Source organism: Octadecabacter arcticus 238, assembly GCF_000155735.2.
GTDB classification, from domain to species: Bacteria; Pseudomonadota; Alphaproteobacteria; order Rhodobacterales; family Rhodobacteraceae; genus Octadecabacter; species Octadecabacter arcticus.
This window is the reverse complement of record NC_020908.1, coordinates 189,859-201,939: the sequence shown is the minus strand read 5'-3', so window position 1 is coordinate 201,939 and position 12,081 is coordinate 189,859. Positions and strand designations below refer to the sequence as shown.

At 60.0% G+C, this 12,081-nt stretch carries 12 protein-coding genes; 7 read left to right on the top strand and 5 right to left on the bottom strand.

Annotated elements, in window-relative coordinates:
• Window positions 1-44 precede the first annotated feature (44 nt).
• The 3 genes from OA238_RS01030 to OA238_RS01020 form a co-directional block, all read right to left on the bottom strand.
• The gene (locus OA238_RS01030; RefSeq protein WP_015493704.1) at window positions 45-686 is read right to left on the bottom strand and encodes a precorrin-8X methylmutase; all 642 of its coding nucleotides are present in this window, start codon (window positions 684-686) and stop codon (window positions 45-47) included.
• 85 nt (window positions 687-771) lie between these two features.
• Window positions 772-2,013 (bottom strand): sirohydrochlorin chelatase, encoded by a 1,242-nt coding sequence (locus OA238_RS01025; RefSeq protein ID WP_015493703.1) that lies wholly within the window; start codon window positions 2,011-2,013, stop codon window positions 772-774.
• On the bottom strand, window positions 2,010-2,240 hold the full coding sequence (locus OA238_RS01020) for a DUF6732 family protein (protein ID WP_015493702.1): 231 nt from the start codon (window positions 2,238-2,240) through the stop codon (window positions 2,010-2,012). The genes OA238_RS01025 and OA238_RS01020 overlap by 4 nt, the downstream gene beginning before the upstream one ends.
• Window positions 2,241-2,301: 61 nt before the next feature.
• Between OA238_RS01020 and OA238_RS31345 the strand changes: the two genes are divergently transcribed.
• Entirely contained in the window at window positions 2,302-2,535 is a 234-nt protein-coding gene (locus tag OA238_RS31345) for a hypothetical protein (RefSeq protein ID WP_144055800.1), read from the top strand.
• Window positions 2,536-2,554: 19 nt separating this feature from the next.
• The gene (locus tag OA238_RS01015; protein WP_015493701.1) at window positions 2,555-3,529 is read left to right on the top strand and encodes a glutathione S-transferase family protein; all 975 of its coding nucleotides are present in this window, start codon (window positions 2,555-2,557) and stop codon (window positions 3,527-3,529) included.
• 8 nt (window positions 3,530-3,537) lie between these two features.
• Here the strand turns inward: OA238_RS01015 and OA238_RS01010 are convergent, their stop codons facing one another.
• Window positions 3,538-4,029 (bottom strand): cytochrome b, encoded by a 492-nt coding sequence (locus OA238_RS01010; protein ID WP_044036046.1) that lies wholly within the window; start codon window positions 4,027-4,029, stop codon window positions 3,538-3,540.
• A 129-nt stretch (window positions 4,030-4,158) separates the two neighbouring features.
• On the opposite strand from OA238_RS01010, the gene OA238_RS01005 reads away from it, so the two are divergent.
• The 5 genes from OA238_RS01005 to OA238_RS00985 are packed head-to-tail and all read left to right on the top strand — an operon-like array spanning window position 4,159 to window position 8,478.
• Window positions 4,159-4,527 carry a DUF1636 family protein gene (locus tag OA238_RS01005; RefSeq protein ID WP_015493699.1) on the top strand — a complete coding sequence of 123 codons (369 nt, stop codon included), beginning with the start codon at window positions 4,159-4,161 and terminating at the stop codon, window positions 4,525-4,527.
• Window positions 4,524-5,462 carry a threonine-phosphate decarboxylase gene (locus tag OA238_RS01000; protein WP_015493698.1) on the top strand — a complete coding sequence of 313 codons (939 nt, stop codon included), beginning with the start codon at window positions 4,524-4,526 and terminating at the stop codon, window positions 5,460-5,462. The genes OA238_RS01005 and OA238_RS01000 overlap by 4 nt, the downstream gene beginning before the upstream one ends.
• Window positions 5,462-6,355, top strand: coding sequence for an adenosylcobinamide-phosphate synthase CbiB (gene cbiB / locus OA238_RS00995; RefSeq protein WP_015493697.1), 894 nt, complete (start codon window positions 5,462-5,464; stop codon window positions 6,353-6,355). Before OA238_RS01000 ends, cbiB begins: the two co-directional genes overlap by 1 nt.
• A 36-nt stretch (window positions 6,356-6,391) precedes the next feature.
• On the top strand, window positions 6,392-7,570 hold the full coding sequence (locus OA238_RS00990; protein ID WP_015493696.1) for a lytic murein transglycosylase: 1,179 nt from the start codon (window positions 6,392-6,394) through the stop codon (window positions 7,568-7,570).
• Window positions 7,537-8,478 carry a glycosyltransferase family 2 protein gene (locus OA238_RS00985; RefSeq protein ID WP_245581419.1) on the top strand — a complete coding sequence of 314 codons (942 nt, stop codon included), beginning with the start codon at window positions 7,537-7,539 and terminating at the stop codon, window positions 8,476-8,478. Before OA238_RS00990 ends, OA238_RS00985 begins: the two co-directional genes overlap by 34 nt.
• Before the next feature lie 17 nt (window positions 8,479-8,495).
• Here OA238_RS00985 and smc read toward each other — a convergent pair whose 3' ends face one another.
• Entirely contained in the window at window positions 8,496-11,951 is a 3,456-nt protein-coding gene (smc, locus tag OA238_RS00980; RefSeq protein WP_044036045.1) for a chromosome segregation protein SMC, read from the bottom strand.
• Window positions 11,952-12,081: the final 130 nt, after the last annotated feature.

Genomic DNA, 12,081 nt, shown 5'->3' with positions numbered 1-12,081 from the left:
CATGCTGTACACACCCTGTATGTACACGCGGTTGCAGAGCGTTGTTAAGCATTGCCAATCTCCGGCAGGCCCGCGGCGAGCGCATTGACCGCAGCCGAGGCCATGGCGGAGCCGCCTTTACGACCACGCAGGGCGATGAAATCCACGTCGCGGGGATTGGCGGCCAGTTCGGCCTTGGATTCGGCGGCGCCGACAAAGCCAACAGGAAAGCCAAGGATGACGGCGGGTTTGGGAAAGCCCTGATCGATCAATTCGAGCAGGTGGAACAGGGCGGTGGGCGCGTTGCCAATGGCGACAATTGCGCCTGCGATGTGGGGTTCCCAAAATTCGACAGCGGCGGCGGATCGGGTGTTGCCGATTTTCGCGGCGTGATCGGGGGTGCGCGGATCGTTAAGGGTGACGATGACTTGGTTATTGGCGGGCAGGTAGCGGCGGATGATGCCCGCGCCGACCATTTCGCAATCGCACAGGATCGGCGCGCCCGAGTGCAAAGCGTGATGGCCCGCAAATGCCACATCGGGCGAAAACGCCAAGCGGTCGGCGATTTCGACCATGCCGCAGCTGTGGATCAGGCGGGTGATGAGGGGGCGAAGGGCGGGGGCGAAACGTTCCAGACGTGCCTCGGCTGCGACCGTCGCGAAGCTGGCGGCGTAGATGGCTGAGGGGTTGGTTTCGTAGGGGCGCATGACGGTTCTTTTGGACTGCGGAGGAGCCTCCGGCGGTGATACTTCTTAAAGCAAAGACGAATGGGTAGGAAGCGGATTGTTTGGCTTATGGTTTCGTCTTGCGGGCGGATTCGGGGCCGTGTGGATGATTGGCGTGTGGGTAGACGGCATGTTGGTGATCGTGATCGTGGCTGTGGTCATGGCCGTGGGCATGATCGTGCGCGTGCCCATGATCGTGACTGTGGGCGTCTTGGGCTTGCAGGCGGCACATGCCGGTGCAGAAGGTGTCGCAGAGTTTGCAGTCGGCGACGTTTGATCCCGGAGCTGACGCACCTTGGCCCTCAACGTGGTGGTGATGTGATTCCTGAACTGCGCCGACTTCGGATTCAAATCCGAGGACTTGGGTGCGGTATTTGCACAGCACGCAGGTCGGCGGTGGCGAGTCTGCGAAGGCCGCGTGGTTTTGGCGGTCTTCGGCCAGAATCGTGACGGTTTCGCCGGAATCCATCGCGAGGACTTGGGTGCGGTAGGCGCAGGTGGCGCAGTTGGGCGGCGGGTTTTTGCCCGTCTGTTCGATGATACGTTCGGCGAAGGTTTCTAGGACCTTGGGATGGTCGCCCAAATAGCCCGCTTTGACGAACTGGATGTCGGGGTGGTCGGCCGCGACCTGATCAGTGAAGCCGTAGATCCGATCGATCAGAATACCGGAGAACAGGAAATAGGGCGCAACGATGATGCGTTTGTAGCCGAGTTTTGCCGCATGGCTGAGGCACGGTTCGACGAGTGGGAAGGTAACGCCGGAATAGCCGACCTCATGCCAGCCGAACCCGATGCCTTCATGCAGCATCCGCGCGATTTTGGCGACGTTGCCGTTGGCGTCGGGATCAGACGCGCCGCGCCCAATAACGACAAGGCAGGTGTCGTGCAGATGAACGGGGCCGTGTTTGATGTTGGCGGCCGCCACTGCGTCTTGGATGCGTCCAGCGGCGGCGGCGATCATTTTGGGATCAACGCCGAGTTCGCGGCCATATGAGATCTGCATGCCGTGTTTGGCGGCGTAGGCGTTCAAGACGGTGGGGATGTCATTTTTCGCATGCATCGCGGCAAAGAGCATTCCGGGCACGGCGAGGATGCGGGTGCAGCCGGCTGCGCGCAGTTTGTCGAGCCCGTCGCGGATCACGGGGTTTGCGAACTCCAAGTAGCCGTATTCGGTTTGCCAATCATCAGGCAGGTAGGCGGGGAGTTTGTCGGCCAGCGTCGCGAATTCATCGACAGCGGACTGGCTGCGTGATCCGTGGCCGCAGATCATGACGCCAGTTTTTGGGCCATTTTTGATGTGATCGTTCATGCCAATGCCCCCTCTTCGTCGGTGGCGTCGTCTTCGTTGACGTCTTTGTCTTGCGATTTGCCCTTGCGCGCGCCCAATGCTGCGATGCCCAGCGCGATTGCGATGGCTCCTGCAGCGGCCCCTGCGGCGGCCCAGTGACCGTGACCTGCAACATCGGCCAGATGCCCGATATGGGCCAAAGCGGGGGTGCCCGCCAGAATGGTGAATAGAGCAAGTGTTAGCCGCATGCGTCGTCTCCGTTATCTATGCCAATAGACCAGAGAGCCGCGCACCCAAAACGGGGCAGGCTTGGACGATTTGCGCCTGTGGTCCCCGTGGTGGGTCAACCGAAAGCGCAACAACCTCTCTGGCCCCCGAGTATCAGTTGGGGCGTCGTCTGGGGTGTTGGTATCGCGGGTGGGGCGGGGCCGCAATCAGGTTTGCGGCGCGCGAGGCGGTGAATCCGACCTGTGCGAATGCGCACTATCGCTGCGCTCGGGTCGCGGTTGGTTGATGGACGCAGGGGCGTTAGGTGTTGGCTAACAAATTTTAGGAGAGAGTTATGGGACAATTGGTAGACGGACAGTGGCACGACGTTTGGTATGATACGAAATCAACCGGCGGCGCATTCAAGCGTAAGGACGCAGCATTTCGCAACTGGATCACGGCGGACGGGTCTGCGGGGCCATCCGGTGAGGCTGGTTTTGCGGCTGAGTCCGGGCGGTATCATTTGTATGTGTCCTACGCCTGCCCGTGGGCGCACCGTGCCTTAATATTCCGTGAACTCAAAGGATTGCAGGATCATATCAGTGTGTCAGCCGTGCATCCTGATATGCTTTCGGATGGTTGGACGTTTGAGACCGACGCGCACGGAGCAACCGGCGACACGCTGTTCGGGTTGGAGTTCGCGCGCGATGTCTACTTAAAGGCCGACCCGAAAATGTCGGGGCGGGTGACGGTGCCGATCCTTTGGGACAAAGAACGCGGGACGATTGTGAGCAATGAAAGTTCCGAGATCATCCGCATGTTCAATTCGGCGTTCGACGCAATTACCGGCAACACGGACGATTATTGGCCCGCCGAAATGCGCGATGACATCGAAGAGGTGAACGCGCGGATTTATGACACGGTGAACAACGGGGTCTACAAGTCGGGGTTTGCAACGACGCAAGCGGCGTATGATGCGGCGGTTGCACCGTTGTTTGATACGCTCGATTGGTTAGAGGCGCGCCTTGGTGAGGGCTGTTACCTGATGGGCGATAAGATGACCGAGGCCGATTGGCGGCTTTGGACAACGCTGGTGCGGTTCGACAACGTGTACCATCTGCATTTCAAATGTAACCGCAAACGCATCGTGGATTATCCGAACCTGTGGGGGTTCACGCGGGAATTGTATCAGGTCGCAGGCGTGGCCGAGACGGTGAATATGAACCATATCGTGCGCCATTATCATTACAGCCATGACACCATTAACCCGCACCGGATCATCCCGATCAATCCGCAACTGGATTTCATGGAGCCGCACGGGCGGGGCTAGGCGCCCGCCTAGTCGACGGGGTGGCGCATCCGGTCGACTAGGTTGTCTTTGCGCACGAACTGATGAAACAGCGTGCCTGCCAAGTGCAGACCAAACAGGCCAAGCAAGACAAATCTCATCAGTTCGTGGCCTTCTGCGGCCAGCTCGACACCGCCGAACCATGCGACTGCACCGCCGGTGAGCATCGCGATCAGCACCACATAAAACGCGATATGAACCGACTTGGCGAGCAGTTCGAGCGCTGGCGCATCGCCTTTGGGTGGGGGTGGCACACCGCGTGTCATCCGCACCCGCAGCCGCCAAAGCGCCAACACCAAAATGGTGAAGCCGCCGATAACATGCGCCGCAACAAGGGGGTGAAAGGCTACAGTTTCGCCGTCAAGATACGCGTCCCACGCGCCCGCAATCCATTCATGGAACACGAATTGCTGGACCAACAGGCCGAAGATGATCCAATGCAGGCGAATTTGCAGGCGGGAATATCCGGTAGGTTGGGACATGGTGTTGGCTTTCATGTAAAGGTTAGTAACTTGGTAGCCCTACCGCCGCACAAATGTCATCTAAAAATTGACGTCTTGTGCCACAAGGCCAAATCCGGTTGAACCTGATGGACTTTAAAAGGAACTGACATGACAACTTGGATCACAATCTGCGACACCTGCAAACGCACGGGCTGGGAAGAAACCGGCATGCAGAAGACCGACGGCAAGGCCTTGGCGGAGATGATCGAGGTTGCGGCAGCGGGTGCGGACGGCGTGAAAACCCGACGCGTGTCCTGCACCATGGGGTGCGATCGCGCCTGCAACATCACGGTTCAGGCAAGCGGCAAGATCAACTATTCGCTGGGCACGTTTGAGGCCACAACCGACGACGCCGTCGCGATTGTCGAATACGCCGCAAAGCATGCGGCGAGCGAAAACGGACAGGTGCCGTATCGTGAATGGCCCCAAGGCGTGAAGGGGCATTTTGTGTCGCGTCACCAGCCGCTCCCGGAATGATCGAAAAGCGCGACCATGGGGGTGGCTTGGATGCCGCAGTTGCCAAATACGGCGGCACGCGAGCGGATTGGCTAGACCTGAGCACGGGGATCAATCCGGTGCCTTATCCGGTGGGTGAGATTGGCGCGGATGCGTGGACTGCGCTGCCCGACAGCGCGGCGATGGATCGGTTGTTGACGGCGGCGCGGGCGTTTTGGAATGTGCCGGACGGGGCGGAAATTGTTGCGGCTGGTGGGGCATCGGCGTTGATTGCTGCGATGCCACATGTGTTCGCAGGCACGCGGGTTACCATCCAGAAGCCGACCTATAATGAACATGCCGCCGCGTTTGTGGCGCAAGGATGGACGGTTCAGAAAGATGGCCCGTCCGACGTGCGCGTTTTGGTGCATCCGAACAATCCGGATGGCAAGATTTGGCAGGCGGAACACGTTGGCGGGCCAAGTGTCATTGACGAGAGTTTTTGTGATGTGATGCCCGCGGCAAGCCTGATCAGTGAGGCACATCGCCCTGATAGCATTGTCCTGAAGAGTTTTGGGAAATTTTGGGGGTTGGCGGGGGCAAGGCTTGGCTTTGCCATATGTTCGCCCGTGTTGGCGCAGCGGTTACGGGACCATCTGGGGCCTTGGGCAGTGTCGGGGCCTGCGTTGGAAATCGGCGCGCGGGCGTTAGAGGATTTGGCGTGGGCGGATGCGGCGCGGGAACGACTAGCGACGGATGCAGCGCGGTTGGATTGCTTGGTGGGCTGGAAGCTGGCGGGTGGGACGGATTTGTTTCGCACATACGCCGTTGAGGATGCCTCCGCGGCGCAGGACCATCTGGCGCGGCACCATGTCTGGAGCCGGATTTTTCCATATTCCAAGACGTGGCTGCGGCTGGGCTTGCCGCACCCTGACAGGTGGGACCAGCTTGACGCGACTGTCGCTGGATTGCGCTGATGGCGTTGGTTTTGGCCATGGTGCTGGACGCGATTTTCGGGGAGCCGAAGTGGCTGTGGGACCGCGTGCCCCATCCCGCCATTGTGATGGGCCGCGTCGTGGCAAAACTGGATGCGGCGCTGAACAACAAAACACGCCGGGCTGGCCTGTTGGCTCTGGTGGTGCTGGTCGGGGCGGCGCTGGTTGTCGGGCTGGTTATGGCTGCCCTGCCGGGTATTTGGGCTGAGGTAATCGTCGGCGCGATGCTGCTGGCGCATCGGTCTTTGGTGCAGCATGTACAAAGGGTTGCGGATGCGTTGCGCCTGTCCGTCAGCGACGGGCGCGATGCGGTTGCAATGATCGTGGGGCGCGACGTGCGCAGCATGGACGGGCCTGCGGTCGCGCGCGGGGCGATTGAAAGCGCTGCCGAAAACCTGAGCGACGGGGTGATTGCGCCGGTGTTCTGGTTCACAGTTGCGGGATTACCCGGGCTACTGGTCTATAAGATCGTGAACACCGCTGACAGCATGATTGGCTATCGGACCGAAAAGTATGAGGCGTTTGGTTGGGCGGCTGCGAAGTTTGATGATGTGCTGAACTGGATTCCAGCACGGCTAACAGCGCTTCTGATTTGGACCGTTGCTGAACAGAAAGCATCGTGGCGCGACATCATTGATGATGCGGCGTTGCACCGGTCCCCGAATGCCGGCTGGCCCGAGGCGGCGATGGCCCCTGCCCTTGGCGTGTCGCTGTCGGGACCGCGCAGTTATGATGGTACGCACGAGGCGTTCCCGTGGGTGAATCCCGATGGGCGCAAGGACGCCGGACCAAACGATGTGGACCGCGCCATCGGCTTGCTGTGGAAGGCTTGGGCCATGACCCTTGCTGTCGCGGTTGTGATTGCGCTGCTGTGATGGTGCGTTAACCTGCGGCCAACACATGGAGGTCCTATGCTAAAATCACTGATCGTTTCGATGTCGCTTATTGCGACGCCCGTCTTTGTCACACCACTGGCGGCACAAACCTGCGGCGGCACGTTTTCCGCCTTCCTGGGTGGGGTGGTCGATGAGGCTACGACCAACGGCATTGACCGCGCCACCGCTGAGGGTTTTTTGGCGGGCGCGCAGCAAGATCAAGCGGTGTTGACTGCAGATCGGTCGCAAGGGTTCTTTCAACGGGACTTTATCGATTTTTCGCAACGGCTGATATCAAACAACCGGATTGAAAACGGGCGTGCACAGGCACAACGTCAAGATGCCATATTTGACCGGATTGAATCCGAGTTCGGGATTCCGCGCGGTGTCTTGCTGGCGTTCTGGGCGTTCGAGACAGATTTTGGCGCGGTACAGGGTGATTTCAACACCCGCAACGCGTTGCTGACTTTGGCGCATGATTGCCGCCGACCAGAGCTGTTCCGCCCACAGATTTTCGCCGCGATGGAGCTGTTTGCCCGCGGCGACTTTAACCCCGCCACCACAACAGGCGCGTGGGCTGGTGAAATTGGCATGGTGCAAATGCTGCCCGGGGACATCATTGAAAACGGTCGTGACGGGGATGGTGACGGGCATGTGACACTGAAAACCTCTGCGCCAGATGCGTTGTTGTCGGGGGCGTCAGTGTTGTCATCGTTGGGCTGGCAGGCAGGGCAACCTTGGTTGCAGGAAGTCACGGTTCCCACCGATATGGACTGGGCACTGTCGGGGACCCAAACAAAATTGGCCGCCAGTGATTGGGCGGCAATGGGGGTTTCTGCGCGCAGCGGCAGCTTGGCGGATTTGCAGGCGAATTTGATTTTGCCCATGGGCCGTAAGGGTCCAGCGTTCCTCGCCTATCCGAATTTCGATGTCTACTTCGAGTGGAACCAATCGTTCGTTTATGTGCTGACAGCGGCCTATTTCGGCACGCGGTTGCAGGGGGCGCCGGTCTATAATGCGGGCAATCCGGATGCGGGATTAAGCGGTGAAAAAATTCAGGCCCTGCAACGCAAATTGCAAGCGCGCGGGCACGACGTTGGCGGGGCCGATGGTATTTTGGGCGCGCGGTCGCGCATCGCCATTCAAGCGGAACAAACACGGCTTGGACTGCCTGCGGATGCATGGCCGACGGCTGCGTTGTTGAACGCGCTTTGATGTCAGAACAGACGCACCAATGGGGCGTCTGCACGACCGTAAAGGCGCAGCTTGTTCAGATTTTGGCGTTTATCGCGTGGCATCGCCACATTGGTGCGGCCCATATCTGGGTGCATTTGGACGATGCTGATGAGGTGTCGGCCCACGTGATCAACCAGTTGGAGGGGGTCACGGCGGTGCTTTGTGATGCCGCATATTGGGCAGAAAAGGGGTTCCGCCCGAAAAAGCAGGAAGTGCGGCAATCCCACAATATCCAGCGCATTTACGGGCTGGCAACGCTGCCCGTGATCGCCCACTTGGATGTGGACGAATACCTGTATCCCAAACGCCCGATGGCCGACATTCTGGCCGATTGGACAGATGGTAGCCCGTTTCTGCGGGCCACCCCTGCCGAGGCATTGTGCGACCCCGCCTTGCAGGACGACATTTTCACCGCCCGTCAGTTTCGCCTGCCGTTTCCCAACGGGATGTCGATTGAACGCAGACACGCGGTGCTGGGCCAATACACGCTGATACTGCGCAAAAATATGCTGAGCCATAAGGTCGGCAAAAGCCTGTTTCACACCGGCATTGCCGGGTTTGTGCCACGCCTTCATGCGGGGACAATCGGGGTGGATGGCCCGCAGATTCGCCTGCCGTTGCATCCAGACTTGATGGTCCTGCATTTCCACGCGCAGGACCGCGCAGCATGGCTTGCGGCCATGCCACACCGCGTCACCAACGGGGCGTATCGGTTCAACAAACCCTTGGCGGAGTTTCTCGGCGCAGCGACCGCTGCTGAGATTGATGCGTTTTACGCGGCCACACAGACGGCAAACCCTGCATTGATCGCGGCACTAAGGGCCGAAGGATTGTTGGTCGAGGCGGATTTGGCGCTGCGGCAGAAGGTTGAAAAATTGCCGTTCTAGTGGCGGGTACCGCGGCGTCAGGCCACCATCGTTGACGCCGCTTTCAGATCGACAGAGACGAGCTGGCTGACGCCTTGTTCGCCCATCGTCACACCGTACAAACGATCCATCCGCGACATGGTGACGGCGTGGTGGGTGATGATCAAAAAGCGCGTGTCGGTGCGGCGGGTCATTTCATCCAGAAGGTCACAAAAGCGCGTGACGTTGGCATCATCAAGGGGTGCGTCAACCTCATCCAGCACACAGATCGGCGCCGGATTGGCGAGGAAGACTGCAAAGATAAGCGCCATCGCAGTGAGAGTTTGTTCACCGCCTGACAGCAAGGACAACGTGCTGAGCTTTTTGCCGGGTGGTTGGCACATGATCTCGAGGCCAGCCTCGAGCGGGTCATCTGATTCGACCAAGACGAGCTTGGCTTCGCCGCCGCCGAATAGGTGTTTGAATAGGGTGCCGAAGCTTTCATTGACCTGTTCAAACGCGGTGAGCAGACGTTCGCGGCCTTCTTTATTGAGGCTTGCGATTCCTGTGCGCAGGGCGCGGATTGCATCATCAAGGTCGGTCTTCTCTTTGACCAACAGATCATGCTCCGACTGCACTTCTTTGGCGTCTTCTTCGGCGCGCAGGTTCACCGCACCCAAGGCGTCACGCTGGCGTTTCAGTCGGTTAACGTCATTTTCGATCGCTTCGGATGCAGGCATCTTGTCGGGATCAACGTCAAGTTTTTCGAGCAGATTTTCCGGCGTCGTTTCCAAGGCTTCATGGATGCGCGTCGCGGCGTATTGGGTGGTTTCTTTGGCGGCGTCGGCGCGGGCTTCTGATCTTGCGCGGGCTTCGCGGGCTTCTGATGCGGCGCGTTCAGCGTCACGTTCGGCCATGGTGGCATCGCGCAGGGCGGTTTCGGACAGGGCGAGCGCATCGCCTGCGTCGCTGCGCCGACCGTCAGCCTCGCCGATTGCATCGGCAAGCTCATCGCGTTTGGCGGCGATTTGGTCGGGCGCGGTCATCGCCTCTTTCAGCTCGTCTTGTGACGTTTGCTTGCGCTCTTGCAGATCATCGGAGCGTTTCTTTGCCGTCTCAAGGCGGTGTTTCCAACCGCTGACTTCTTTGGTGATTTCCTGGCCACGCTTGGTGCGGGCTTCGCCCTCGCGGCGGACCTCATCATAGCCGGACCGTTTTGACATCATGGTCATGCGCGCGGCTTCGACGGTCATTTTAATGTCTTCGACTTGGCCGCGCGCCTCATCGAGATTGCCCAATCCTTTGAGGGTGCTTTCGGCTTCGCCCAGCGCGGTGCGGGCGCCCATCGCCTCATCCTCATAGCGTGCCACGGCAAGGCCGCTGGATTCCAGTTTACCGTCCGCCAAAGTACGGTCCGCTTCGGCACGCGACAGCGCACGATTGGCATCTCCCACGGCCCCGTCTGCCGCGCGGCGGGCATCGCGCGCGGCCTGATCAGCCCGCGCCAATTCCGCCAGACGGGTGGTGAGCATTTCGTGCGCTTGGCGCATGCCGTCGGCCTTGGCGGTCGCATCGTAAAGGTCTTTTTTCAGCCCTTCCAAGCGGTTAAGCTGTTGCAGCCGCAATGCCGCCGCCGATGGTGCGTCCTCTGCGGCTGAACGAAAACCGTCCCAGCGCCACAAATCACCCTCGATGCTGACCAGCCGCTGTCCCGGTTCAAGGCCATTTTGCAGGCGCGCACCGTCGCCTGCATCAACCAGCCCGACCTGCCCCATCCGGCGCACCAGAACGTCAGGAACGGACACGTAGTTGGTCAGGGCTTTGACGCCTTCGGGCAGCGATTGCGGTCTGGCGTAGGCGGGCAGCGCGACCCAGCCCGATCCCATGTCGGGTGTGACTGCAGGGGCCTTGAGGTCATCGGAAAGCGCCGCGCCAAGGGCCTTTTCGTAGCCGGACTCGACCCGCAATTGATCAAGAATCTGGGATCCTTCGGAGCTGTCGCGGTCCACCAGTTTAGCCAATGCGCCGGTTTCAGCACGCAGCGCATTTGCTTCGCCTTCAGCCTCTGATCGCAGGGCGCGGGCATCGGCTTCGCGGTTTTGCGTATCGGCGCGGGCGGCTTCGGCTTCGGCCAAGACATCCTCGGCTTTATCAGCGGTTGCGCGTGCGACGGCTTCGCTGGCCTTTGCGGCCTCAAAATCCTCCGCCGCTTTGGCGAGGGCCGCCGTTGCATCGCCGCGTGCCACAATCGCGCGCTGGGCTTCGGCTTCGTTTTTCGCAAGCGTTTTGCGGTAGTCATCAATGAGGCGTTGTGCGGATTGGTGACGTGCGGCCAGTCGCGCCACGTCTTCGGTTATCTCACCCAACGTGGCCTCGCGATCCGCGAGGATTTGGGCCCCGTCTCTGGATGCAACACGGGCATCCTCAAGGCGATCATCATGCCCGGCACCCGCCTTGGCAATCTCACGCGCTTCCCATTCGAGACGCTCGATGGTTTCGCCCGCGTCTTTGTTGAGGCCAGCCTCACGTTCCATATCAAGGGCCAGCTGTGCGATGCGGTTGGTCAGAACCTCGATGGTCTGTTTGGCGCGGGCTTCTTGGTCGGCCAACGTGTCACGCTGAACATGGAGGCGTTGCAGGACGGCGGCGGCAATGGCTTCTTCTTCGCGCAGGGCAGGTAGGGCGTCTTCGGATGTTTGGCGAACCTTGGCGGATTGCCGCGCGGCGGTCTCAGACGCCGCAGCCTCTGTGGTGCGGGTGCGCAATTGATCGGCGGCGGCGGCGCGGGCTTCGTCGGCTTCTTTCCAACGGCGGTACAGCAGCAGGCCCTCAGATTGGCGCAGCTCGTCGCCGATGGCGCGGTAACGTGCGGCCTGACGGGCTTGGCGGGCGAGCGCGCCGAGCTGCGTTGCCAGTTGTTCAATCACATCATCCACACGCGCGAGGTTCTGTTCGGACCCCTTTAGCTTCAATTCTGCCTCGTGGCGGCGTTGATACAGGCCGGAAATACCGGCAGCTTCTTCAAGGATTCGCCGGCGGGCTTTGGGTTTTGAGTTGATCAGTTCCGCAATCTGGCCCTGTCGCACCAATGCAGGGGAATGGGCACCGGTGGAGGCATCGGCAAACAACATCTGCACATCGCGCGCCCGCACGTCTTTGACGCCAACCTTATAGGCAGAGCCAACATCGCGGGTGATTCGGCGCACAATTTCAAGATTATCTGTGTCGTTGAACGCCGCAGGGGCGAGGCGTTCAGCGTTATCAATTACCAGTGAAACTTCGGCAAAATTGCGCGCGGGGCGGGTCGATGCACCTGCAAAAATCACGTCTTCCATGCCGCCGCCACGCATCGCAGTGGGGCGGTTTTCGCCCATGACCCAACGCAACGCTTCGAGCAGATTGGACTTACCGCAGCCGTTCGGCCCGACAACACCTGTCAGCCCGTCCTGAATGATCAGGTCGGTCGGGTCGACGAAGCTTTTGAAGCCGTTAAGTCGCAGGCGGGAAAACCGCATGTGGGTTGCCTTGATTGATTCTGTAGCCATTAGTGTCGCCAACACTGTGCACACGAGTCAACGGACACCTACCGAATATGCCCAAAACAAGCGGGTTATCCACAATATATTGCGGTTTCTTGCCCGTCTT